The 25,453-nt window shown below is 43.3% G+C and carries 11 protein-coding genes, 4 tRNA genes, 6 rRNA genes and 2 pseudogenes; 8 read left to right on the forward strand and 15 right to left on the reverse strand.

The window, feature by feature from the left end:
• Nucleotides 1-135: 135 nt before the first annotated feature.
• From ACQ86H_RS24450 to ACQ86H_RS24500, 11 genes are all read right to left on the reverse strand, one after another.
• A 23S ribosomal RNA gene (locus ACQ86H_RS24450) occupies nucleotides 136-3,010 on the reverse strand.
• Between the two features lie 492 nt (nucleotides 3,011-3,502).
• Nucleotides 3,503-3,576: transfer RNA gene (locus ACQ86H_RS24455), tRNA-Ala, on the reverse strand.
• Nucleotides 3,577-3,658: 82 nt separating this feature from the next.
• Nucleotides 3,659-3,736: transfer RNA gene (locus ACQ86H_RS24460), tRNA-Ile, on the reverse strand.
• Between the two features lie 253 nt (nucleotides 3,737-3,989).
• A 16S ribosomal RNA gene (locus tag ACQ86H_RS24465) occupies nucleotides 3,990-5,511 on the reverse strand.
• The 16S and 23S rRNA genes sit together here with 2 tRNA genes alongside, the layout of an rRNA operon.
• Before the next feature lie 945 nt (nucleotides 5,512-6,456).
• Nucleotides 6,457-7,323 (reverse strand): DUF808 domain-containing protein, encoded by an 867-nt coding sequence (locus tag ACQ86H_RS24470; RefSeq protein WP_431292793.1) that lies wholly within the window; start codon nucleotides 7,321-7,323, stop codon nucleotides 6,457-6,459.
• 938 nt (nucleotides 7,324-8,261) lie between these two features.
• A 5S ribosomal RNA gene (rrf, locus tag ACQ86H_RS24475) occupies nucleotides 8,262-8,373 on the reverse strand.
• Between the two features lie 166 nt (nucleotides 8,374-8,539).
• Nucleotides 8,540-8,651: ribosomal RNA gene (gene rrf / locus ACQ86H_RS24480) — 5S ribosomal RNA — on the reverse strand.
• Nucleotides 8,652-8,792: 141 nt separating this feature from the next.
• Nucleotides 8,793-11,667: ribosomal RNA gene (locus ACQ86H_RS24485) — 23S ribosomal RNA — on the reverse strand.
• A 492-nt stretch (nucleotides 11,668-12,159) separates the two neighbouring features.
• Nucleotides 12,160-12,233 (reverse strand) — tRNA-Ala (locus ACQ86H_RS24490).
• Nucleotides 12,234-12,315: 82 nt separating this feature from the next.
• Nucleotides 12,316-12,393 (reverse strand) — tRNA-Ile (locus ACQ86H_RS24495).
• Nucleotides 12,394-12,646: 253 nt separating this feature from the next.
• Nucleotides 12,647-14,168: ribosomal RNA gene (locus tag ACQ86H_RS24500) — 16S ribosomal RNA — on the reverse strand.
• A 1,030-nt stretch (nucleotides 14,169-15,198) separates the two neighbouring features.
• On the opposite strand from ACQ86H_RS24500, the gene ACQ86H_RS24505 reads away from it, so the two are divergent.
• The 3 genes from ACQ86H_RS24505 (at nucleotide 15,199) to ACQ86H_RS24515 (ending at nucleotide 17,266) form a co-directional block, all read left to right on the forward strand.
• Entirely contained in the window at nucleotides 15,199-16,092 is an 894-nt protein-coding gene (locus ACQ86H_RS24505) for a lipid A deacylase LpxR family protein (protein ID WP_431292794.1), read from the forward strand.
• Between the two features lie 63 nt (nucleotides 16,093-16,155).
• Nucleotides 16,156-16,917: an acyloxyacyl hydrolase gene (locus ACQ86H_RS24510; RefSeq protein ID WP_431292795.1), complete on the forward strand. Its 762-nt coding sequence runs from the start codon at nucleotides 16,156-16,158 to the stop codon at nucleotides 16,915-16,917.
• 16 nt (nucleotides 16,918-16,933) lie between these two features.
• Nucleotides 16,934-17,266 carry a hypothetical protein gene (locus ACQ86H_RS24515; protein ID WP_431292796.1) on the forward strand — a complete coding sequence of 111 codons (333 nt, stop codon included), beginning with the start codon at nucleotides 16,934-16,936 and terminating at the stop codon, nucleotides 17,264-17,266.
• Here ACQ86H_RS24515 and ACQ86H_RS24520 read toward each other — a convergent pair.
• The 3 genes and pseudogenes from ACQ86H_RS24520 to ACQ86H_RS24530 all read right to left on the reverse strand — a co-directional run bounded on the left by ACQ86H_RS24520 (nucleotide 17,263) and on the right by ACQ86H_RS24530 (nucleotide 19,699).
• Nucleotides 17,263-17,621 (reverse strand): annotated as a pseudogene (locus tag ACQ86H_RS24520) (CoA-binding protein). The gene ACQ86H_RS24515 and the pseudogene ACQ86H_RS24520 overlap by 4 nt on opposite strands.
• 36 nt (nucleotides 17,622-17,657) lie before the next feature.
• Complete coding sequence (locus tag ACQ86H_RS24525) at nucleotides 17,658-18,125, reverse strand: DinB family protein (RefSeq protein ID WP_431292797.1); 468 nt, start codon at nucleotides 18,123-18,125, stop codon at nucleotides 17,658-17,660.
• Between the two features lie 33 nt (nucleotides 18,126-18,158).
• Nucleotides 18,159-19,699, reverse strand: a pseudogene (locus tag ACQ86H_RS24530) (NAD(P)/FAD-dependent oxidoreductase).
• A gap of 921 nt (nucleotides 19,700-20,620) precedes the next feature.
• Between ACQ86H_RS24530 and ACQ86H_RS24535 the strand changes: the two are divergent.
• The 5 genes from ACQ86H_RS24535 to ACQ86H_RS24555 all read left to right on the forward strand — a co-directional run bounded on the left by ACQ86H_RS24535 (nucleotide 20,621) and on the right by ACQ86H_RS24555 (nucleotide 23,566).
• Nucleotides 20,621-21,202, forward strand: a complete 582-nt coding sequence (locus tag ACQ86H_RS24535; RefSeq protein WP_132403466.1) for a LemA family protein — start codon at nucleotides 20,621-20,623, stop codon at nucleotides 21,200-21,202.
• Between the two features lie 81 nt (nucleotides 21,203-21,283).
• On the forward strand, nucleotides 21,284-21,727 hold the full coding sequence (locus ACQ86H_RS24540) for a TPM domain-containing protein (protein ID WP_431292798.1): 444 nt from the start codon (nucleotides 21,284-21,286) through the stop codon (nucleotides 21,725-21,727).
• Between the two features lie 3 nt (nucleotides 21,728-21,730).
• On the forward strand, nucleotides 21,731-22,501 hold the full coding sequence (locus ACQ86H_RS24545) for a TPM domain-containing protein (protein WP_431292799.1): 771 nt from the start codon (nucleotides 21,731-21,733) through the stop codon (nucleotides 22,499-22,501).
• Between the two features lie 82 nt (nucleotides 22,502-22,583).
• Entirely contained in the window at nucleotides 22,584-22,973 is a 390-nt protein-coding gene (locus ACQ86H_RS24550) for a hypothetical protein (protein WP_431292800.1), read from the forward strand.
• A 44-nt stretch (nucleotides 22,974-23,017) separates the two neighbouring features.
• On the forward strand, nucleotides 23,018-23,566 hold the full coding sequence (locus tag ACQ86H_RS24555) for an NUDIX hydrolase (protein ID WP_431292801.1): 549 nt from the start codon (nucleotides 23,018-23,020) through the stop codon (nucleotides 23,564-23,566).
• A 131-nt stretch (nucleotides 23,567-23,697) separates the two neighbouring features.
• Here ACQ86H_RS24555 and dnaA read toward each other — a convergent pair whose 3' ends face one another.
• Complete coding sequence (gene dnaA, locus ACQ86H_RS24560) at nucleotides 23,698-25,128, reverse strand: chromosomal replication initiator protein DnaA (protein ID WP_121287815.1); 1,431 nt, start codon at nucleotides 25,126-25,128, stop codon at nucleotides 23,698-23,700.
• Between the last annotated feature and the right edge of the window lie 325 nt (nucleotides 25,129-25,453).

Consider the following 25,453-nt stretch of genomic DNA (forward strand, 5'->3'; position numbering starts at 1 on the left):
TTTAATTAAGGTTAAAGGGAGGAGGGTTTTAGGGTGGGAGGGTTATACCTTCCGCCTTTCTACCTTCGGCCTTCCAGCCTTAAATGACATATTATTGAAAGAAGTTAGTTTGAAGAACAAACAACAGTCTGTTTGCTTTGAAAGCTTCGGATGATTAGTACTACTCGACTGTGCTGTCGCCAGCTTTACATCTGTAGCCTATCAACGTAGTAGTCTGCTACGGTCCTATATGGAATTCTCATCTCGTGGCTAGTTTCGCACTTAGATGCTTTCAGCGCTTATCTATTCCCAGCGTAGCTACTCTGCAATGCCCCTGGCGGAACAACAGATTCACTAGAGGCTGGTCCAACCCGGTCCTCTCGTACTAAGGTCAGCCCCACTCAAAATTCCTACGCCCACAACAGATAGGGACCGAACTGTCTCGCGACGTTCTGAACCCAGCTCGCGTGCCACTTTAATCGGCGAACAGCCGAACCCTTGGGACCTTCTCCAGCCCCAGGATGTGACGAGCCGACATCGAGGTGCCAAACCTCCCCGTCGATATGAGCTCTTGGGGGAGATCAGCCTGTTATCCCCAGCGTACCTTTTATCCTTTGAGCGATGGCCCTTCCATGCAGAACCACCGGATCACTATATCCGTCTTTCGACCCTGATCGACTTGTCTGTCTCACAGTCAAGCAAGCTTATGCTATTGCACTCCGCGTACGGTTACCAAGCGTACTGAGCTTACCTTTGAAAGCCTCCGTTACCTTTTTGGAGGCGACCACCCCAGTCAAACTACCCATCAAACAATGTCTCCCCCTTAGAGGGATTAGACACCGAATACAGAAAGGGTGGTATTTCAACGTTGGCTCCACGACGCCTAGCGACGCCGCTTCAAAGCCTCCCACCTATCCTACACATCCTGTATCCAATGTCAATGTTAAATTGTAGTGAAGGTGCATGGGGTCTTTCCGTCCCGTTGCGGGTACCCGGCGTCTTCACCGGGACCACAATTTCACCGAGCTCATGGCTGAGACAGCGCCCAGATCGTTACACCATTCGTGCAGGTCGGAACTTACCCGACAAGGAATTTCGCTACCTTAGGACCGTTATAGTTACGGCCGCCGTTTACTGGGGCTTCGATTCAATGCTTCTCTTACGATGACATCCCCTCTTAACCTTCCAGCACCGGGCAGGTGTCAGGCCTTATACCTCATCTTTCGATTTTGCAAAGCCATGTGTTTTTGTTAAACAGTCGCCTGGGCCTTTTCACTGCGGCTGACATTACTGCCAGCGCCCCTTCTCCCGAAGTTACAGGGCCATTTTGCCGAGTTCCTTAGCCATGATTCACTCGAGCACCTTAGAATCCTCTTCCCGGATACCTGTGTCGGTTTGCGGTACGGGTTTTTATAACCTGAAGCTTAGCGGTTTTTCTTGGAAGTCTGATTACCTGCACTATCCACTCACCCGAAGGCTTGCGGTACTATCAGCGTTCAGCTAGATCGGCGGATTTGCCTACCGTTCTAATACCTACAGCCTTTAACGATCTATTCCGTCAGATCGCGGCAGTGTCACTACTCCGTCCCCACATCGCAGTTATAAAAAGTACGGGAATATTAACCCGTTGTCCATCGAATTTCCCCTTCGGGTTCTCCTTAGGTCCCGACTAACCCTGATCCGATTAGCGTTGATCAGGAAACCTTATCCTTTCGGTGGGCGGGTTTCTCGCCCGCCTTATCGTTACTTATGCCTACATTTGCTTTTCTATAAGCTCCAGCACCCATTACCAGGTACCTTCGCTGCCGATAGAATGCTCCCCTACCGATATATTTCAATCCCATAGCTTCGGTGTACAGTTTAATGCCCGTTTATTATCCATGCCCGATCGCTCGACTAGTGAGCTGTTACGCACTCTTTAAATGAATGGCTGCTTCCAAGCCAACATCCTAGCTGTCTGTGCAATCGGACCTCGTTAGTTCAACTTAACTGTAACTTGGGGACCTTAGCTGATGGTCTGGGTTCTTTCCCTCTCGGCGCGTGACCTTAGCACCCCGCGCCTCACTGCCGACTATATTATATAGCATTCGGAGTTTGTCTGGATTTGGTAGGATTTGACTCCCCCGCACCCAATCAGTAGCTCTACCTCTATATAACTCAACGTCGACGCTGTTCCTAAAAACATTTCGGGGAGTACGAGCTATTTCCCAGTTTGATTAGCCTTTCACCCCTACCCACAGATCATCCGGAAACTTTTCAACGTTTATCGGTTCGGTCCTCCAGTACGTGTTACCGCACCTTCAACCTGTCCATGGGTAGATCACAAGGTTTCGCGTCTACCTCCTCTGACTATACGCCCTATTCAGACTCGCTTTCGCTTCGGATCCGTGCCTGAAGCACTTAACCTTGCCAGAGAAGAGTAACTCGTAGGCTCATTATGCAAAAGGCACGCCGTCACGCCACCTGGACGCTCCGACCGCTTGTAAGTACACGGTTTCAGGTTCTATTTCACTCCCCTGTTCGGGGTTCTTTTCACCTTTCCCTCACGGTACTGGTTCACTATCGGTCTCTCAGGAGTATTTAGCCTTACCGGATGGTGCCGGCAGATTCCCACAAGGCGTCTCCGACCTCGCGGTACTCAGGATACTGCTAGGCTAGCATTCTATACGTGTACCGGGCTATCACCGTGTATCGCTGGGCTTCCCATCCCATTCCACTTCTGTTTGCTAATGCCATGTTGCAGTCCTACAACCCCCACTTTGCCGTAACAAAGTAGGTTTGGGCTCTTTCCCTTTCGCTCGCCACTACTTAGGAAATCATTGTTATTTTCTCTTCCTCTGCTTACTTAGATGTTTCAGTTCGGCAGGTTTGCTCATTATATGTGACATGTCTTCAACATGCCGGGTTGCCCCATTCGGAAATCTTCGGATCAATTCCTATTTGCAAATACCCGAAGCTTATCGCAGCTTATCACGTCCTTCATCGCCTCTGAGAGCCAAGGCATCCCCCGTGTACTCTTTATTACTTTCTTCTACTCTTGCGCCTTTTGCGCCGCAAGGTATGCTTTTTTGCTCTTGTTATGATGTCTCATTCCCAACGTAAAGTCGGGAGAGCACAAACACAACAGTCGCCTATTGTTGTTTGCTCTTCTTTTTTAACTTCTTCCAATATGTCAAAGAACTTTACTGAGGCTGAAGGCCGAAGGTATAAAGGCGGAGGGTTTCATTGTCCCCAACCTAAGCTTCGTTTCAGCTTCGTTAGTAAAAAACTGCGGTCTCGAACCGTTTCATATTTCGATATTATTATATCTATATATGTGCCCCCTGGCGTTTCTTCTTTTCTTAATCTTTATGTCAATGTATATTATCTATCCCGATAATAAGGTATTTATTCTGTTGTGGTCTATGTACCGGCTTAAAGTTTACCTCTTTGCCTTCTACCTTCTGACCCTCAACCTTTATGGTGGAGAATAACGGTCCCGATAGCTATCGGGACGAACCGTTAAACGGTTGCCATTCTTCAGTGGAGAATAACGGAGTCGAACCGTTGACCTCCTGCGTGCAAGGCAGGCGCTCTAGCCAGCTGAGCTAATCCCCCAGAGTATTAGTTTTGAGTTTGGAGTCATTAGTCTGGAGTATTCATAACTCCCAGGCTCTTTTCTCTTTACTCCCAACTTCAATGGTAGTCCCGTCCAGATTTGAACTGGAGACCCCTACATTATCAGTGTAGTGCTCTAACCAGGCTGAGCTACGGGACTTCTTGATTTCAGGTAAGCAATAGTTTGCAGTATATAGTATCTTACCGCTACTGCTTCCTTTGGCTTCCCCTTCTTGTCTCCGTTAAGCTTACCTTTATAGTATGCCCACCGTTTTCTTCTGGGTGTTTCTTTTTTCTCTTGTGTTTTTAAAGTATTTAGTATCCAGTATCAAGACCTTAAGCCTTATACCTTATTACCATATACCTTAATTAGAAATATCATGTTGCGTGGCGAGTAGGTGAGTCTACTCCAGAAAGGAGGTATTCCAGCCGCACCTTCCGGTACGGCTACCTTGTTACGACTTAGCCCCAGTTATCGGTTTTACCCTAGGACGCTCCTTACGGTTACATACTTTAGGTACCCCCAACTTCCATGGCTTGACGGGCGGTGTGTACAAGGCCCGGGAACGTATTCACCGCGTCATTGCTGATACGCGATTACTAGCGAATCCAACTTCATGGGGTCGAGTTGCAGACCCCAATCCGAACTGTGAATGGCTTTGTGAGATTCGCATCATATTGCTATGTAGCTGCCCTCTGTACCATCCATTGTAGCACGTGTGTAGCCCCGGACGTAAGGGCCATGATGACTTGACGTCGTCCCCTCCTTCCTCTCTGTTTGCACAGGCAGTCTGTTTAGAGTCCCCACCATTACATGCTGGCAACTAAACATAGGGGTTGCGCTCGTTGCGGGACTTAACCCAACACCTCACGGCACGAGCTGACGACAGCCATGCAGCACCTAGTTTCGTGTCCTTGCGGACTGATCTATCTCTAAATCATTCACTAACTTTCAAGCCCGGGTAAGGTTCCTCGCGTATCATCGAATTAAACCACATGCTCCTCCGCTTGTGCGGGCCCCCCGTCAATTCCTTTGAGTTTCACTCTTGCGAGCGTACTCCCCAGGTGGAACACTTAACGCTTTCGCTTAGCCGCTGACTGTGTATCGCCAACAGCGAGTGTTCATCGTTTAGGGCGTGGACTACCAGGGTATCTAATCCTGTTTGATCCCCACGCTTTCGTGCCTCAGCGTCAATAAGACCATAGTAAGCTGCCTTCGCAATCGGTGTTCTGAGACATATCTATGCATTTCACCGCTACTTGTCTCATTCCGCCTACCTCTAGTCCATTCAAGCCCATCAGTATCAAGGGCACTGCGATAGTTGAGCTACCGTCTTTCACCCCTGACTTAACAGGCCGCCTACGCACCCTTTAAACCCAATAAATCCGGATAACGCTTGGATCCTCCGTATTACCGCGGCTGCTGGCACGGAGTTAGCCGATCCTTATTCTTCCGGTACATTCAGCTCTCTACTCGTAAAGAGGTTTATTCCCGGATAAAAGCAGTTTACAACCCATAGGGCAGTCTTCCTGCACGCGGCATGGCTGGTTCAGAGTTGCCTCCATTGACCAATATTCCTTACTGCTGCCTCCCGTAGGAGTCTGGTCCGTGTCTCAGTACCAGTGTGGGGGTCATCCTCTCAGATCCCCTAGTCATCGTCGCCTTGGTGGGCCGTTACCCCGCCAACTAGCTAATGACACGCATGCCCATCTTTATCCTATAAATATTTGAACATTGGATAATGCTATCCTGTGTTTTTATGCGGTGTTAATCCGGATTTCTCCGGGCTATCCCCCTGATAAAGGTAGGTTGCATACGCGTTACGCACCCGTGCGCCACTTTCTCTTCCAGCAAGCTGGAAAATATCGTTCGACTTGCATGTATTAGGCCTGCCGCTAGCGTTCATCCTGAGCCAGGATCAAACTCTCCATTGTAAAATGTGTTGTAAGATGCTGACCAGTTTTAACTATTGTTAAAAATAGTCTTCTTTTTTTATGTTGTCTGTTAGACACCACCTTTAAAATAAAGCTACGTAATCATGTACTTTGATCGGTACTCCATTACCTCGCTACGCTACATTGACATCTCTTTTAAGAACTTACTGACCTGGTAAACCTCACGGCCGGTCATTTATATATCTTCAAACTTCTGTTCGTTCAAGTCGTGTTCGTCTTAAACGTGTTTCCATTTGTTTCAATCTTTTTTCTATCTTTCCGGCATCCGCCGTTCCGATTTTTTTACCCTTCCTTTCGGTTGGGAGTGCAAAGGTAAGGATCTTTTCCGAAATCACAAATAAAATAAATTTTATTTTTTAAGCCTTCTTCTTTCCTTGTTTGCTTTTCAATATGCTAATGTGATTTAGCTTTCCGTTCTTCCGAACCGGGCTGCAAAGGTAACAATCTTTTTCTCTCCCGCAATATTTATTTTAAAATAAATCCTGCTCTCCTCTCTCTATAACACCTTTTCAACTAAAACCCTTCCTCCGAAGCGGGATGCAAAAGTAGGAAAAATATTGTTCCTTCCAAAGGTTTCCTGTGGAATAGTGCAGGGCTTAACGTAAGTGAATGGTTTTCAGTAAGAAAAAAATCACTATAGTTAAAACTTTTTGAAGCAAAAGGTGTTTGCACACACTTACAAACCTCGCAGGTTTTTGAAATCTGCGATCTGAAGACTTATGAGTTCCTGGCGCACACGCCACCTGGAAACTTTATAAGTACCCCCTGCCCTCCCACCTAAACCCGATTGCAGTGGTAGCTGCAGGCTTCACGCCGGCACTACAAACGGAAAGCGGGAACATGCTGATATAGTAGCACAACAATTGCTTTTCTGAAAAAATAATAAAAAGCTATAAAAGAATGGCTTAATAATTCTTTTGGCTATTAGGCCTTAATAACGGCTACAAGTTTTTTGCTCAAATTTAGACCTAGAACTAAAACTAATCCAGCTATTAATCCAAAAGCAAATTCACGGAGAATTAAAGGGAAAGAAGGGAAAATATGATGCACAAAAGCAATATTGTGCGCAAAAATTCCACCCGATACCAATATTAGTGCAACCGTTCCTACAATACTTAAAATTTTAATAATAACAGGCAGCGATTTAACCAGGATTTTTCCGATTGTTGAAAAAATACCTTTATCGCCAGAGGCTTTCACCAAACGGTATCCAGCATCATCCATTCTGACAATAAGCGCCACTATACCATAAACGCCAATGGTTGCCAATAATGCGATAACGGAAACAGTTATGATCTGGATAACAAGCTTTTCATCCAAAACACTGCCTAATGCTATAATGACAATTTCTATCGACAGGATAAAATCAGTAGTTATAGCAGATCTTATTTTTGTCTTTTCTGCTGTCTCACCTTCTTCGATCACTTCTTTAGCTTCAACATACGAGGGCTTAGGCCGATGGAAAAAATATTCAACAATTTTTTCAACCCCTTCATAAGCCAGATACAAGCCACCCAATACCAAGATTACTTTAATCGCAACCGGAAAAAAAACATTAAGCAGCAACGCGATTGGAACAATGATGATTTTATTCACTAAAGAACCCTTGGTGATTGCCCATAGCACGGGTAATTCCCTTGAAGAAAGGAAACCTGTAGATTTTTCGGCATTTACTGCCAGGTCATCCCCCAAAATACCGGCCGTTTTCTTAGCCGCCAACTTTGCCGTTACAGCAACATCGTCCATTAACGCACCTATATCATCTAAAATTGCAAAAAAACCCGAAGCCATATCTAAATTTATTAATGCTGCAAAATATCAATTCCTTTTTAGATTTAGATAATCACACACCAAATCTTTTAACCTATACCGTGCATTGAAACTATGTAAGCCGACATTTTTAAAAGCAAATCATACTTATTAACACGGGTTATAACAGTAATAAACTAAAACTGTTGGAAAAAGAAATAAATTATTGATGTTGAAACTGAAAGAGGGGAATTAATATTAGGGAGTTCTATTTGTATTAAGGAGTAACTGTATTTTTTGGAGCGCAGCAGCAGTAACCATTATGTTTGGTTCGGCCCTGCTGTACGTTTTACTCCGCCAATGAAGAATTGGCTCTGTGCTCACTCCCATCAGGGCTATTTAACCCTGGCCAGAAGATAAAAACAGGTAAGATGGGAAACGGATAATGGAATAGGCTATGTGGAAATCAGCGTGATCAGCGGGAACAAACCCTTAACTTTTCTTAACTCCTTAATGGTAAAAAAACCTCCTAGTTTTGAAGCGCAGTTTCCTGTGCTTGTAGGCTAGGTTCCCTCCTGCTGTACGCTGAATCCTTTTGGGAAACCATGCTAACATAAACAATCATCTTTACCCAAAAGGGATACCGCTGTCATCAGGGCTATTTAACCCCAGACAGAAGAAAAATAGGCAAGATGTAAAATGGGTGATGGAATGGGCTCTGCAGAGATCAGCGTGATCTGCGGGAACAAACCCTTAACTTTGCTTAACTCTTTAATGTTGAGAAAAAGTTTATGGCTCCCTTTACCATTAAGGGATTAAGGACATTAAGAATAGCGCCCATACCTTAACCCTTCTTCACTCCTTAATGGTGAGAATAATCTGGAACTGTTAATATCAAATGATAGCAAATAAAACATGCTTCAAAAATGCCATAAACGAAGAAAACCCTTCAACATTTCTGCTGAAGGGTTTCTTTTAAGATCTGGCACCGACCTACTCTCCCACGTGTTACCGCAGTACCATCGGCTCTGGTGGGCTTAACTTCTCTGTTCGGAATGGGAAGAGGTGGACACCACCGATATAGGCACCTGAATATTTTATTGAGGTAGAAGGTGGAGGGGATAAAGGTAGAGGGTAATCCGCCTTTGGTCTCTCAGCTTTTAGCCTTTCAGTATTTCAATTTCGCTGACCTTAAACACAAGGCCTTGTATATAACAAGAAAACCCTTCAACATTTCTGCTGAAGGGTTTCTTTTAAGATCTGGCACCGACCTACTCTCCCACGTGTTACCGCAGTACCATCGGCTCTGGTGGGCTTAACTTCTCTGTTCGGAATGGGAAGAGGTGGACACCACCGATATAGGCACCTGAATATTTTTAATTAAGGTTAAAGGGAGGAAGGTTTTAGGGTGGGAGGGTATATACCTTCCGCCTTTCTACCTTCGGCCTTCCAGCCTTAAATGACATATTATTGAAAGAAGTTAGTTTGAAGAACAAACAACAGTCTGTTTGCTTTGAAAGCTTCGGATGATTAGTACTACTCGACTGTGCTGTCGCCAGCTTTACATCTGTAGCCTATCAACGTAGTAGTCTGCTACGGTCCTATATGGAATTCTCATCTCGTGGCTAGTTTCGCACTTAGATGCTTTCAGCGCTTATCTATTCCCAGCGTAGCTACTCTGCAATGCCCCTGGCGGAACAACAGATTCACTAGAGGCTGGTCCAACCCGGTCCTCTCGTACTAAGGTCAGCCCCACTCAAAATTCCTACGCCCACAACAGATAGGGACCGAACTGTCTCGCGACGTTCTGAACCCAGCTCGCGTGCCACTTTAATCGGCGAACAGCCGAACCCTTGGGACCTTCTCCAGCCCCAGGATGTGACGAGCCGACATCGAGGTGCCAAACCTCCCCGTCGATATGAGCTCTTGGGGGAGATCAGCCTGTTATCCCCAGCGTACCTTTTATCCTTTGAGCGATGGCCCTTCCATGCAGAACCACCGGATCACTATATCCGTCTTTCGACCCTGATCGACTTGTCTGTCTCACAGTCAAGCAAGCTTATGCTATTGCACTCCGCGTACGGTTACCAAGCGTACTGAGCTTACCTTTGAAAGCCTCCGTTACCTTTTTGGAGGCGACCACCCCAGTCAAACTACCCATCAAACAATGTCTCCCCCTTAGAGGGATTAGACACCGAATACAGAAAGGGTGGTATTTCAACGTTGGCTCCACGACGCCTAGCGACGCCGCTTCAAAGCCTCCCACCTATCCTACACATCCTGTATCCAATGTCAATGTTAAATTGTAGTGAAGGTGCATGGGGTCTTTCCGTCCCGTTGCGGGTACCCGGCGTCTTCACCGGGACCACAATTTCACCGAGCTCATGGCTGAGACAGCGCCCAGATCGTTACACCATTCGTGCAGGTCGGAACTTACCCGACAAGGAATTTCGCTACCTTAGGACCGTTATAGTTACGGCCGCCGTTTACTGGGGCTTCGATTCAATGCTTCTCTTACGATGACATCCCCTCTTAACCTTCCAGCACCGGGCAGGTGTCAGGCCTTATACCTCATCTTTCGATTTTGCAAAGCCATGTGTTTTTGTTAAACAGTCGCCTGGGCCTTTTCACTGCGGCTGACATTACTGCCAGCGCCCCTTCTCCCGAAGTTACAGGGCCATTTTGCCGAGTTCCTTAGCCATGATTCACTCGAGCACCTTAGAATCCTCTTCCCGGATACCTGTGTCGGTTTGCGGTACGGGTTTTTATAACCTGAAGCTTAGCGGTTTTTCTTGGAAGTCTGATTACCTGCACTATCCACTCACCCGAAGGCTTGCGGTACTATCAGCGTTCAGCTAGATCGGCGGATTTGCCTACCGTTCTAATACCTACAGCCTTTAACGATCTATTCCGTCAGATCGCGGCAGTGTCACTACTCCGTCCCCACATCGCAGTTATAAAAAGTACGGGAATATTAACCCGTTGTCCATCGAATTTCCCCTTCGGGTTCTCCTTAGGTCCCGACTAACCCTGATCCGATTAGCGTTGATCAGGAAACCTTATCCTTTCGGTGGGCGGGTTTCTCGCCCGCCTTATCGTTACTTATGCCTACATTTGCTTTTCTATAAGCTCCAGCACCCATTACCAGGTACCTTCGCTGCCGATAGAATGCTCCCCTACCGATATATTTCAATCCCATAGCTTCGGTGTACAGTTTAATGCCCGTTTATTATCCATGCCCGATCGCTCGACTAGTGAGCTGTTACGCACTCTTTAAATGAATGGCTGCTTCCAAGCCAACATCCTAGCTGTCTGTGCAATCGGACCTCGTTAGTTCAACTTAACTGTAACTTGGGGACCTTAGCTGATGGTCTGGGTTCTTTCCCTCTCGGCGCGTGACCTTAGCACCCCGCGCCTCACTGCCGACTATATTATATAGCATTCGGAGTTTGTCTGGATTTGGTAGGATTTGACTCCCCCGCACCCAATCAGTAGCTCTACCTCTATATAACTCAACGTCGACGCTGTTCCTAAAAACATTTCGGGGAGTACGAGCTATTTCCCAGTTTGATTAGCCTTTCACCCCTACCCACAGATCATCCGGAAACTTTTCAACGTTTATCGGTTCGGTCCTCCAGTACGTGTTACCGCACCTTCAACCTGTCCATGGGTAGATCACAAGGTTTCGCGTCTACCTCCTCTGACTATACGCCCTATTCAGACTCGCTTTCGCTTCGGATCCGTGCCTGAAGCACTTAACCTTGCCAGAGAAGAGTAACTCGTAGGCTCATTATGCAAAAGGCACGCCGTCACGCCACCTGGACGCTCCGACCGCTTGTAAGTACACGGTTTCAGGTTCTATTTCACTCCCCTGTTCGGGGTTCTTTTCACCTTTCCCTCACGGTACTGGTTCACTATCGGTCTCTCAGGAGTATTTAGCCTTACCGGATGGTGCCGGCAGATTCCCACAAGGCGTCTCCGACCTCGCGGTACTCAGGATACTGCTAGGCTAGCATTCTATACGTGTACCGGGCTATCACCGTGTATCGCTGGGCTTCCCATCCCATTCCACTTCTGTTTGCTAATGCCATGTTGCAGTCCTACAACCCCCACTTTGCCGTAACAAAGTAGGTTTGGGCTCTTTCCCTTTCGCTCGCCACTACTTAGGAAATCATTGTTATTTTCTCTTCCTCTGCTTACTTAGATGTTTCAGTTCGGCAGGTTTGCTCATTATATGTGACATGTCTTCAACATGCCGGGTTGCCCCATTCGGAAATCTTCGGATCAATTCCTATTTGCAAATACCCGAAGCTTATCGCAGCTTATCACGTCCTTCATCGCCTCTGAGAGCCAAGGCATCCCCCGTGTACTCTTTATTACTTTCTTCTACTCTTGCGCCTTTTGCGCCGCAAGGTATGCTTTTTTGCTCTTGTTATGATGTCTCATTCCCAACGTAAAGTCGGGAGAGCACAAACACAACAGTCGCCTATTGTTGTTTGCTCTTCTTTTTTAACTTCTTCCAATATGTCAAAGAACTTTACTGAGGCTGAAGGCCGAAGGTATAAAGGCGGAGGGTTTCATTGTCCCCAACCTAAGCTTCGTTTCAGCTTCGTTAGTAAAAAACTGCGGTCTCGAACCGTTTCATATTTCGATATTATTATATCTATATATGTGCCCCCTGGCGTTTCTTCTTTTCTTAATCTTTATGTCAATGTATATTATCTATCCCGATAATAAGGTATTTATTCTGTTGTGGTCTATGTACCGGCTTAAAGTTTACCTCTTTGCCTTCTACCTTCTGACCCTCAACCTTTATGGTGGAGAATAACGGTCCCGATAGCTATCGGGACGAACCGTTAAACGGTTGCCATTCTTCAGTGGAGAATAACGGAGTCGAACCGTTGACCTCCTGCGTGCAAGGCAGGCGCTCTAGCCAGCTGAGCTAATCCCCCAGAGTATTAGTTTTGAGTTTGGAGTCATTAGTCTGGAGTATTCATAACTCCCAGGCTCTTTTCTCTTTACTCCCAACTTCAATGGTAGTCCCGTCCAGATTTGAACTGGAGACCCCTACATTATCAGTGTAGTGCTCTAACCAGGCTGAGCTACGGGACTTCTTGATTTCAGGTAAGCAATAGTTTGCAGTATATAGTATCTTACCGCTACTGCTTCCTTTGGCTTCCCCTTCTTGTCTCCGTTAAGCTTACCTTTATAGTATGCCCACCGTTTTCTTCTGGGTGTTTCTTTTTTCTCTTGTGTTTTTAAAGTATTTAGTATCCAGTATCAAGACCTTAAGCCTTATACCTTATTACCATATACCTTAATTAGAAATATCATGTTGCGTGGCGAGTAGGTGAGTCTACTCCAGAAAGGAGGTATTCCAGCCGCACCTTCCGGTACGGCTACCTTGTTACGACTTAGCCCCAGTTATCGGTTTTACCCTAGGACGCTCCTTACGGTTACATACTTTAGGTACCCCCAACTTCCATGGCTTGACGGGCGGTGTGTACAAGGCCCGGGAACGTATTCACCGCGTCATTGCTGATACGCGATTACTAGCGAATCCAACTTCATGGGGTCGAGTTGCAGACCCCAATCCGAACTGTGAATGGCTTTGTGAGATTCGCATCATATTGCTATGTAGCTGCCCTCTGTACCATCCATTGTAGCACGTGTGTAGCCCCGGACGTAAGGGCCATGATGACTTGACGTCGTCCCCTCCTTCCTCTCTGTTTGCACAGGCAGTCTGTTTAGAGTCCCCACCATTACATGCTGGCAACTAAACATAGGGGTTGCGCTCGTTGCGGGACTTAACCCAACACCTCACGGCACGAGCTGACGACAGCCATGCAGCACCTAGTTTCGTGTCCTTGCGGACTGATCTATCTCTAAATCATTCACTAACTTTCAAGCCCGGGTAAGGTTCCTCGCGTATCATCGAATTAAACCACATGCTCCTCCGCTTGTGCGGGCCCCCGTCAATTCCTTTGAGTTTCACTCTTGCGAGCGTACTCCCCAGGTGGAACACTTAACGCTTTCGCTTAGCCGCTGACTGTGTATCGCCAACAGCGAGTGTTCATCGTTTAGGGCGTGGACTACCAGGGTATCTAATCCTGTTTGATCCCCACGCTTTCGTGCCTCAGCGTCAATAAGACCATAGTAAGCTGCCTTCGCAATCGGTGTTCTGAGACATATCTATGCATTTCACCGCTACTTGTCTCATTCCGCCTACCTCTAGTCCATTCAAGCCCATCAGTATCAAGGGCACTGCGATAGTTGAGCTACCGTCTTTCACCCCTGACTTAACAGGCCGCCTACGCACCCTTTAAACCCAATAAATCCGGATAACGCTTGGATCCTCCGTATTACCGCGGCTGCTGGCACGGAGTTAGCCGATCCTTATTCTTCCGGTACATTCAGCTCTCTACTCGTAAAGAGGTTTATTCCCGGATAAAAGCAGTTTACAACCCATAGGGCAGTCTTCCTGCACGCGGCATGGCTGGTTCAGAGTTGCCTCCATTGACCAATATTCCTTACTGCTGCCTCCCGTAGGAGTCTGGTCCGTGTCTCAGTACCAGTGTGGGGGGTCATCCTCTCAGATCCCCTAGTCATCGTCGCCTTGGTGGGCCGTTACCCCGCCAACTAGCTAATGACACGCATGCCCATCTTTATCCTATAAATATTTGAACATTGGATAATGCTATCCTGTGTTTTTATGCGGTGTTAATCCGGATTTCTCCGGGCTATCCCCCTGATAAAGGTAGGTTGCATACGCGTTACGCACCCGTGCGCCACTTTCTCTTCCAGCAAGCTGGAAAATATCGTTCGACTTGCATGTATTAGGCCTGCCGCTAGCGTTCATCCTGAGCCAGGATCAAACTCTCCATTGTAAAATGTGTTGTAAGATGCTGACCAGTTTTAACTATTGTTAAAAATAGTCTTCTTTTTTTATGTTGTCTGTTAGACACCACCTTTAAAATAAAGCTACGTAATCATGTACTTTGATCGGTACTTCATTACCTCGCTACGCTACATTGACATCTCTTTTAAGAACTTATTGACCTGGTAAACCTCACGGCCGGTCATTTATATATCTTCAAACTTCTGTTCGTTCAAGTCGTGTTCGTCTTAAACGTGTTTCCATTTGTTTCAATCTTTTTTCTATCTTTCCGGCATCCGCCGTTCCGATTTTTTTCACCCTTCCTTTCGGTTGGGAGTGCAAAGGTAAGGATCTTTTTCCGAACTTGCAAATAAAATAAATTTTATTTTTTAAGCTTTCTTCTTTCCTTGTTTGCTTTTCAATATGCTAATGTGATTTAGCTTTCCGCTCTTCCGAACCGGGCTGCAAAGGTAACAATCTTTTTCTCTCCCGCAATATTTATTTTAAAATAAATCCTGCTCTCCTCTCTCTCTATAACACCTTTTCAACTAAACCCCTTCCTCCGAAGCGGGATGCAAAAGTAAGAAAAATATTGTTCCTTCCAAAGGGTTTTTGTGGAATAGTGCAGGCTTTGACGTAAGTTGATGGTTTTCAGCAGGAAAAAAAATTACTATAGTTAAAACTTTTTGAAGCAAAAGGTGTTTAAGCCTACTTATAAACCTCGCAGGTTTTTTGAAATCTGCGATCTGAAGACTTACGAAGTTCTCCGCACATGCCCTTTTGGAAACTTCGTAAGTTACCCCCTGCCCCCGCCCATCTAAACCCGATTGCAGTGGTAGCTGCAGGCTTCACGCCGGCACTACAAACGGAAAGCGGGAACATGCTGATATAGTAGCACAACAACTGCTTTGCTGAAAAAACAATAGCATAATATGTACTAAATAAATAAACCAAGCTTAACAAAGGATTGCAGTATCAATATTTTGAACAATAATTAATACTTTTATAGCCTTAATAAACCATCCAAACAAATGAAGTTGATGCTCAAAATATACTTTTCTCTGCTATTTATCGGCATTGCAGAAATTAGTTACGCGCAAAATTATAAAAATGAGCTTGTTATTATCTCAGAGAATGATGCTTATATTGATATTACCAGCGACCGCTATTATACAAACGGTGCTTTTATTAAATTTAGGCACGCTTTAAACGGTGAAAACCTGAAAACCGGGAGAAGCAAAGAGATTATAGGCTTTGAGCTTGGTCAAAAAATTTACAATCCCTATTATAGTTTCGTACCTAATCCCGCTTTACATGACAGGCCTTTCACAGCATACTTATATGGAGAGGCTAATTATAGCCGGTTTTATGATAACAAACAGCTGTTAAAAGTTTCGGCACAGCTTGGCGTTACGGGAAAAGATGCCTTGGGCGAAAAGTTTCAAAAAGCATTTCATAAACTGGTTGGTCAAAACCAGATTGAAGGATGGGAATACGGTTTAAACAGTGAGCTGGCACTGAACCTGGGCGCCGAATACAACAAACTTTTAATAACCACCAATAATAAGGTATTTGATGTTACGGGAACGGCTTCGGCTGCGCTTGGCAACGTAATTACAAAGGCCAACCTTGGTGCCATGTTCCGTTTGGGAAGATTTAACGATATGGAAGGCTCAGCAGCTTTTAACAGCTTGGTGAATAATAACAACAACTATAAAGCTCAGCGCAAATACGAACTTTTTCTTTCGGTTAGTCCACAATTACATGCTGTGGTATTTGATTCGAGCCTGCAGGGTGGTTTATTTAGGAATGATAAGGGACCGATTACCTTTAAACCAAAACCTTTTGTTTTTACCACACAGGTGGGGTTAACTTTTTGCTATTGCACGCTGGACAGCCAACTATACGGCTACCTTTACTTCGAACGAAGTTAAAAATAGCGCCATTGGCTACCGTTATGCCTTTTATAGTCTTGCTTACCGTTTTAGTAAAAACTAATGAAAAAATTATCCCTATCCCTAATCATCCTGATTACCTGTACTACTTTTGCCCAGGCACAAATTGCATCAGAAAATCATTCGATTATTTTTAAACCTATTTTCGGTACGCATGTAAATAGCGACCAAGGACATTTGTTCCAGGACCAGATTATAGGTTTTGACGCGGCTTATTTTAAGGATATCAGCACGAACAGTGATAAATGGATCGGGTTTAGCGGAGCCAAATCTTATGGGATCGGATTTATTTTCAGAGACCTAAGCAAATTAAAGGGAACAAAAGATACTTCGGAACATGCCTTTGGGCAGGTATATGGTTTGGTGGCCCAGATGGATTTTCAATTATTCAAAGTAGGAAAAGCGAAATTTAATTTTACGCCTGGCGTTGGCTTGGGTTACACAAACAAGTATTACTTTAATAATACAAAAAACAGATTTTTGGGAAGCCCGATTAATGAAACCATAAAAGCAGATTTAGGAATGGAGCTGCCAATGAGCCAATATGCAGATCTGTTACTGGGTTTTGGTTTTTTACATGTATCAAACGGAGGGGCTACTGTTCCAAACGGAGGTTTAAACACTGGAAATGTTTATATCGGTCTGAAGTTGAACAATCAGAAGCCATTAACTGCGGAGCAGAAAAGCACTTATACTACTTTACAGCGAAATTCAATTGAGCTTAGTGCTGGCTTAGGTGCAAGAGGCGTATTTGCGAATAGAAATAAAAGTTTGTACAAAAAGTGGATTATATGCAGGTTATAATTTCTATCTGAATGATATGATGACACTTAAGGCAGGTGCTGATGCAGTTTATTATTTTACAGTTTTCGACCCTAATAATTATGGGGAAACTTTCCAAAACTATGGTACTTCTTACGACCATTGGCGCACCGGAATCAGCATTGGTGCCGACATTAACTTGTGGCGAATAACCGTTGCGGCACAGATTGGAAAATACATCCACTACAATAGGTTGATGGACAAAGCTACCTGGTACTGGACATTTGGACCTACATTTAATATTACACCACATATTGGTTTACAGGCAAAAACCTATATGCACTTTGCCCAGGCAGATTTTGTAAATTGGGGTGTAGTATACCGCTTTTAATATTGTCCGGTACTTAGCAATACTAAAGTGCAGGCTTCAACAGGTTCTATATCATGCTGATCCAATAGTTTCTCCAGTTCGTAATTTTCAGTCCCTGGGTTGAAGATTACCCGCTTTGGTTTGGTGGCCAGAATATAATCGTGGTATTGTGGCTGTAAAGCAGGACCAATATATAAGGTGATGGTATCAATATCCTGGTGAATTCCTCCAGGCTTTTCAATTTCAGTACCTGCCACTTCTCCTTTTTTATGCCAACATTGACAATATCATGGTTAAAACGCTTAAGCATGTGGGCTGCTTTGTAAGCATACCTGGATGGATCTGGCGACGCGCCAATAATTAGTGTCTTTTTCATTTTAAAATTGATTACACAGATGGAGAGATACACAGATTAAAATTTGGATAATAAAGCAATCTGACCAGAATGATAGGCATGGTGTTGTGCCAAACCGCTTACCAGTTCAATATTGGTTACTCCCGTACCTAAAGCAGGATTACGCTCGCTCTTCACTTCATCATTCCATTGGTTGTCTTTCAGGCTTTCGCAAAGGCGGATCAGTTCTTCATTTGCAATCTTAAAATCAAAGATGATGCGCTCCCAAGCTTGTGGTGTCCCTGATTCAGGTTCAGGCCAATCGCCTCTTGCAGGTTCTGCAGCTGGCTTACCGGTTAATCTAGAACTAACCTCTTCTGTCCAGGCAGTTAAATGCAAGGCAATTTCTGCAATAGAATGTGCACCGGGAATAAAATGACTAAATGCTTTTTCCGGATTCACATTATTCAATGTTTGCATTACATGATTGCCATGCCATGCATCACCATTGAAAGCTTTTTTTATTTCATTCGTGATATTAAACATAACGAAATAACAACGGGCACTCTATAAAGTTTGTTAAGATGCGTTCAATATTGCATTTGCACAGTTAATTCCATCAATTGCTGCCGAAACGATTCCGCCGGCATAACCTGCGCCTTCTGCACAGGGATATAAACCTTTTACCTGGGGGTGCTGATAAGTCTCTTTATCTCGTGGAATCCTTACCGGAGAGGAAGTTCTGCTTTCTACTCCTACCAAAATAGCTTCATTTGTGTAATAGCCCCTTATTTTTTTACCAAATAGAGGCAATGCTGCGCGCAAACTATCAGATACAAATTCAGGAAGGATATTATCCAGCATCGAACTTTTGGTACCAGGCAGATAGGAGTTCTTTGGTAAATCGATCGATAATTTATTATTCACAAAATCGACCATACGCTGTGCAGGCGCTACCAGATTTCCGCCACCGGCCTCAAAAGCCATTTTTTCAATCTCCGATTGGAAATGCAACATTCTAAGTGGATCATAACCCTGAACATCATTTAACGTAACCTGAACTACTGTTCCCGAGTTGGCATAAGGATTATTCCTTTTAGATGGCGACCAGCCATTTACCACAATTTCATTTTCGCCAGTAGAACAAGGTGCAATAATACCTCCCGGGCACATACAAAATGAAAATACCCCCGGGCACCAACCTGCTCAACCAAACTATAATAAGCTGGTGGTAAGAATTCCGAGCGGATATCGCAGTGGTACTGGGCTGAATCAATAATTTCCTGAGGATGTTCAATCCGTACGCCTAAAGCAAATGGTTTTGCTTCGATCAGGATATTTTTACTGTTTAACAATTCATACACATCTCTTGCAGAATGACCAGTTGCCAGGATAATATCATCAGCAAGGAGTTTTTCTTCAAAATTTATCTCAATTCCTTTTATTTTCCCGAATTCGATTAAAATGTCGGTCATCTTACTATCAAACAGCACCACTCCGCCGGCATTCAAAATGGTATCTTTTATCGCAGTAATGATGTGTGGAAGTTTGTTGGTACCGATATGTGGACGTGCATCGATAGCAATATCAGGTTCTGCGCCATGGTTGACAAAAACCTGAAGCACTTTATTAATATCGCCCCGCTTATTGGAACGGGTATACAGTTTACCATCAGAATAGGTCCCTGCGCCACCTTCTCCATAACTATAATTAGATTCGGTATTCACTAATCCCTGCTTGTTTATGGCAGCCAAATCTCTCCGGCGTTGTTTTACATCTTTACCACGTTCAATAATAATGGGCTTCAATCCATTTTCAATGCATTGCAAAGCCGCAAACAAGCCTGCCGGACCAGCGCCGATAATAATTACCGGTTTGGCTCCGCTCACATTGGGATAGTTAATGGTATAAACTTCAGGAATGGCTTCTTCATCTACAAAAACCTTTACCTGCAAACGGAAAATCACCTTTCTGGAACGGGCATCGATCGATCTTTTTAGAATTTCGTAGCCTTTAATTCTAGTTTCAGAAAGTTTTAGACCTTCGGCCAGCTTTTGTTTAATAACTTCAGTTTGCTCAACCTGATCAGGGAGTAAAGTAATTTCGATGTCTTTTTGCATATCATGTCAGGTTTTTATCCCGAACAGTACAAAGATAGGCAACTGTATAATAAAATTCATTTGTACTTTCAGAATTATTTATTTGCATTATTTCATAGGCCTTAGCTATTGTCCAATGTTAGTTAAAGGATTTTAACCACAGATAAACACGGATTTTTATTACAAAATCTTTCTACCGCTCTTTGCCGCGGAGGCATGGTACTTTGGAGCGCCAAAGTACCCAAAGCGCTTTGTCAATCCAACAATGTGGCTTCTCACCACACACGCTCATCAAAAAAACAGCGGCACTTTGTTTTGTTTGTTTCTGCTAAGTGAAAGTTTGAGAGGTATTTTCACAAAACCACTGCGTTTCAGGTTTGGTGGTGCAATTTGTTCTATTCTGCAACTGTTTTTTTGATCCTTCTGCCACCTGGGATTGACGGCGTCCTTCGTTAAAATCCGTATTCTATTAAAGTTGGTTAGCAAAATGCCTAAACTATTCTTGAATATTTGTGTCCCCACTGTAGGATGAAAGATCGGGGGCATCCTTAAGATTTAATTAGGTTATTTTTCTGCTACTATTTCGGTTTTTCCGTGCTACAGGCCGAAGTTTCTAGCCCCGATCGGAGCGGGCATCCCGATTTAAGCACAAGTTTATGTTATATTTTGGTGTGCTTGCTTGCTTCCCAGGTTTTTATCGGGATAAAGCGGAGAGCGGGAGGAACATTAAAAAAGCGAAAGGCCCTGCGCTCCAAAACAAAGAACCAGGCTCGATATACACAAATTACTCAATCAAATCTCATGATTTTACCTTGTTAAATTCAATGAGTAGCTTGTCAACCTGTCAGATAAATACCGAAACTGTAACAAAGGCATGCAATTTGATATCTAATTCGTAAATTGACCATAAATCAATTCTATTAAAAAGACAAAATCATAAAAATGAAAAGATTAATATTTGGAATTTTAGCTGCAGTAATTGCAGTGAGCACTTTAAGTTCATGCGGATATAACAGCATGGTTAAATTGGATGAGAACGTTAAATCGAAATGGGGAACAGTACAAACCCAATATCAGAGAAGAGCAGATTTGATTCCGAACCTGGTAGCAACTGTAAAAGGTGCTGCTAAATTTGAACAGGGTACATTAACCGCGGTAACTGAGGCACGTGCAAAAGCCACGCAGATGACTGTTAACACGGATGATCTTTCACCTGAAAACATCAAAAAATTCCAGGCTGCGCAGGGAGAATTAAGTCAGGCATTGGGTAAATTATTATCCATTACAGAGAATTATCCTGAGTTAAGGGCTACACAACAATTCAGTGATTTATCGGCACAATTAGAAAGTACCGAAAACAGGATCACCGTTGCCCGAAAAGATTTTAATGATGCAGTACAGGAATATAATGGCAAAATAAGATCGTTTCCAACCAATTTAACAGCCGGAATGTTCGGTTTTAAACCAAAAGGATATTTCGAGGCTGACGCATCTGCTAAAAATGCACCTAAAGTAGAGTTTTAATTATTTTTAACACAATATATAAGGGTAGTGAATGTTTAACTGAACATTTATTACCCTTTTTACTTCATATAAAATAAACAGATGTCGTTATTTTCAGATATTGAACAAGAAAGAATAGCAAACGCGATTTCCGATGCAGAAAGAGCAACTTCCGGAGAAATTAGGATTGCTATTGATAAACATTGCGCAGGCGATCCATACGAAAAAGCCACAGAATATTTTGCTAAACTGGACATGGATAAAACAGCAAAAAGAAATGGTGTACTGATTTATCTGGCACATGCCGATCATAAATTTGCCATTATCGGCGATGTCGGGATTCATCAGGTGGTACCTGAAAACTTTTGGGAAACTACTAAAATTGCGATGACAGCGCATTTTACAAAAGGCAATTTGGCTGATGGCATTATTGCAGGCGTAGCATTGGCTGGAGAAAAGTTAGCCTTATTCTTCCCACCGCAAAAAGGCGACATTAATGAACTGCCGAACGATATTGTTTTTATGGATAACCTGAAGAACAAATAAGAGATGAAGAAAATATTCCTTTTATCGCTGCTCAGCCTGTTCCTCAGTTTTGCCTTTGCACAGGATTTTCCGGAAAAGCCTAACACTTTGGTTAATGATTATGCGAACGTGTTATCGGCCGATCAGAAACAGGCACTCGAAAGCAAACTGGTAACTTTTAACGATTCTTCTTCTACACAGATTGCCATAGCGATATTAAAATCTGTAGGTGATTATGATATTAATGAATACGCTGTAGAACTGGGCAGGAAATGGGGAGTTGGCCAAAGCGGCAAAAACAATGGTATTATGATCGTTGTGGCAGTTGGCGACCGAAAAATCTCTATTCAAACGGGTTATGGCTTAGAAGGCGCATTACCTGATATTTATGCCAAACGCATTATTGATAACGATATTAAGCCCAATTTTAAAGCAGGAAACTATTATGCCGGTCTGGATGAAGGTACTACTTCAATTATAAAATATACCCGTGGTGAATATAAAAACGATAACCCGAAAGCTTCTTCAAAAAAAGGTGGTGGAGGCGGTAGTATTGTGGTTATTATCATTATTGTAATCGTAATCATCATCTTTATGAGAAAAGGTGGCGGAGGCGGAAGCGAAGTAATCGGCGGACGGGGCGCGTCTAACGCCCTATTTTGGGCTATGCTGTTTGGAAGTGGCGGCGGCCGAAGCAGCGGTGGCTGGGGAGGCGGTTCTTCTGGTGGAGGAGGAGGATTCGGTGGCTTTGGCGGAGGAAGCTTTGGCGGTGGCGGTAGCAGCGGAAGCTGGTAGGTTAGTCCGTAGATTGGAAAAGATTTTATTTTGAACGTTACATAATATTTTAACTTTTCAACAACCTAATATTACAACAATAATGTACCGAAGAGATTTAATCACAGCAGAAATACAGAAACTTGCACAAGTTTTGGCCCGTATTATGGGCTTAAAGTTAGAAGGCAAGCTGGCTGAAGCCAATCAACTTTTTGACGAAACTATGGAAGGAGGCTTTCAATTACCAAAAGAAATTCTTGAAAATGAAAATCTTTCTGTTTTTGAAAATTGGTTGACTGAAAGCAGTCTTCCCCCTGAAAAACTCGACTCATTAAGCGAATTTCTGTATTATGAGTTAGGTGTGAGTCACGATCGCAACCAAAGCATTGCACCAAAACTTAATTTAGTTTATCAATACTTGTCAGATCAGCACAAGATTGTACATTTGGTAAACCTGCACCGCCAGAAAACGATACAGCAATACATACGCTAAGCGCCAAGCGCACGGCGCTAAACAAAATAAACAATATAAATTAAATGATTATAGAAAAGTGGCAGAAACTAGCCTCTAAATATTTAGTACGCGAACAGTGGGCTACCTTACGCGTTGATGAAGTGAAACTTCCGGGTGGCGTGATAAAAGATGATTATTATGTTTTAGAATACCCAAACTGGGTAAATGCGATTGCATTAACAGAAGAAGGAAAAATAATTATGGTACGCCAGTACCGCCATGCAGCTGATATTATTTCACTTGAAGTTCCGGGTGGTGTGATTGATGGTGATGAGGCTCCGGAGTTTGCCGTTAAACGTGAGCTTTTGGAAGAGACTGGTTACAGTTTTAAAACCTGCAAATTTATTGCAGAACTTTATCCCAATCCGGCAACCTCAAATAACAGAATATTTACTTATTTTTTAACTGGTGGTGTTAAAACAGATGAGCAGCATTTAGACGAGCATGAAATTTTAAATGTGGAGGAATATACTGTAGAAGAGGTAAAACAGTTTATTAAAGATAATAAAATAGCACAAGCCCTCCACGTTGCTGCACTGTTATATGGTTTGGCCGAGATAGAGAAGCTTTAATGGTTTAGAAAACCTGATAAACTATAAAGGCCCGATAAATATCGGCCTTTATAGTTATAGCTTCAACTTTTTGAACACGAACAAAAGATTTTAATTTAAACCCTTCTATCTTTCTGCCCTTGCACTAAAGTTTAGCTCATTTTTAATTTCTTTTGGATATCGTGTACGTAAGCTTTAAACTTCTTGTCAGTATCAATTAAATCTTCTACCGTTTGGCAAGCATAAATTACGGTACTATGATCGCGGCCACCAAAGAAAGCACCAATTGTTTTCAATGATGATTTAGTATGGCTTTTAGATAGGTACATCGAAATCTGACGGGCCTGAACAATTTCACGTTTACGTGTTTGCGATTTTACCATATCAACCGGAACCTCAAAATACTCGCAAACCAATTTCTGGATGTATTCCATTGAAATTTCTTTTGAAGTATTTTTGATAAAGTTCTTCAACATTTGTTTAGCCAGAGCTAAATCGATTTCTTTTTTATTCAAAGTAGCCTGCGCCAGAAGAGATACCATAGCACCCTCTAACTCACGTACGTTGTTATCAATGTTATGTGCAACATATTCTACCACCTCGCCTGGTAACTCAATACCATCAGCATACATTTTCTTTCTTAAGATAGCGATACGCGTTTCCAGATCAGGAATCTGTAGATCTGCAGATAAACCCCATTTAAAACGGCTTAACAAACGCTCTTCCAAACCAGCTAAATCTTTCGGTGCTTTGTCAGATGTTAAGATTACCTGTTTGCCCGACTGATGTAGATGATTAAAAATGTGGAAGAAAATATCCTGTGTTTTTTCTTTACCTGCAAAGTTGTGCACATCATCCATGATGATTACATCCATTGCCTGATAAAAGTTAACGAAATCGTTAATGGTGTTGTTTTTCAAGGAATCTACAAACTGCTGACAGAATTTCTCACAACTTACGTAGATCACTAATTTATCTGGCATGCTGCGTTTAATCTCATTACCGATTGCCTGCGCCAGGTGCGTTTTACCCAAACCTACTCCACCGTAAATCATCAAAGGGTTAAAAGATGTACCTCCTGGTTTAGCAGCTACAGCGTAACCTGCAGAGCGCGCCAAGCGATTGCAATCTCCCTCAATATAATTTTCGAAAGTATAGTTTGCGTTTAATTGTGGATCAACATTTAATTTTTTTAATCCTGGGATAATAAATGGGTTTTTAATATCCTTATTAATGGAAACCGGAATCGGCATCGATTGTACCTTTGCCTCCGCTCCATTTCCATTTGAGGGCATATTGGTAGTATAAGGATTACCGCTGTTTGATGATTTATCTACAACGATGTTATATTCCAACCTGCCATCCTCTCCAAGTTGTTTTTTTACAGTCTTGCGCAGCAAGCCCACATAATGTTCTTCAAGCCATTCGTAAAAGAACAAACTTGGCACCTGTATGGTTAAAACCTTGCCTTCCAATTTAAGGGCCGTTATTGGCTCGAACCAGGTTTTGAAACTTTGGCTCGGAATGTTATCCTTAATAATTTGAAGACAGTTCTTCCACACTTCTGTACAAGTTTTTTCCATTGCGATTTCTATAATTTATTGGTTTACAGTGCCTATTCGAATTAAAGGGATGGTCCGTTTAGGGACTACGAATATTGACATAATTATCAACATTTTAAACAAAAATTTTAAATAAATCGTAACGTACTGATAAGGAATATAGTAGCCCGCTTAACCTCAATTTTTTATGTTGATAACTATTTATTAACACTGGTTATCCACACAACCACTATTTATAATCAATACCTTCATTACTTCGAATTGCTGCTGAAAAAGCAAAATTTAAGCCATTTTAGATACTAGTTAAGCGTTTTAGCCCCTTTCAACATCAAACAAACTGAAAATC

Origin of the sequence: Pedobacter sp. P26 (assembly GCF_050632135.1) — a bacterium.
Lineage (GTDB): Bacteria > Bacteroidota > Bacteroidia > Sphingobacteriales > Sphingobacteriaceae > Pedobacter.

Bases quoted from the DNA above. Each gene is read 5' to 3' on its own strand.
- ACQ86H_RS24470 (WP_431292793.1), bottom strand. From the start codon at position 7,323: ATGGCTTCGGGTTTTTTTGCAATTTTAGATGATATAGGTGCGTTAATG.
- ACQ86H_RS24505 (WP_431292794.1), top strand. From the start codon at position 15,199: ATGCTCAAAATATACTTTTCTCTGCTATTTATCGGCATTGCAGAAATT.
- ACQ86H_RS24510 (WP_431292795.1), top strand. From the start codon at position 16,156: ATGAAAAAATTATCCCTATCCCTAATCATCCTGATTACCTGTACTACT.
- ACQ86H_RS24515 (WP_431292796.1), top strand. From the start codon at position 16,934: ATGATGACACTTAAGGCAGGTGCTGATGCAGTTTATTATTTTACAGTT.
- ACQ86H_RS24525 (WP_431292797.1), bottom strand. From the start codon at position 18,125: ATGTTTAATATCACGAATGAAATAAAAAAAGCTTTCAATGGTGATGCA.
- ACQ86H_RS24535 (WP_132403466.1), top strand. From the start codon at position 20,621: ATGAAAAGATTAATATTTGGAATTTTAGCTGCAGTAATTGCAGTGAGC.
- ACQ86H_RS24540 (WP_431292798.1), top strand. From the start codon at position 21,284: ATGTCGTTATTTTCAGATATTGAACAAGAAAGAATAGCAAACGCGATT.
- ACQ86H_RS24545 (WP_431292799.1), top strand. From the start codon at position 21,731: ATGAAGAAAATATTCCTTTTATCGCTGCTCAGCCTGTTCCTCAGTTTT.
- ACQ86H_RS24550 (WP_431292800.1), top strand. From the start codon at position 22,584: ATGTACCGAAGAGATTTAATCACAGCAGAAATACAGAAACTTGCACAA.
- ACQ86H_RS24555 (WP_431292801.1), top strand. From the start codon at position 23,018: ATGATTATAGAAAAGTGGCAGAAACTAGCCTCTAAATATTTAGTACGC.
- dnaA (WP_121287815.1), bottom strand. From the start codon at position 25,128: ATGGAAAAAACTTGTACAGAAGTGTGGAAGAACTGTCTTCAAATTATT.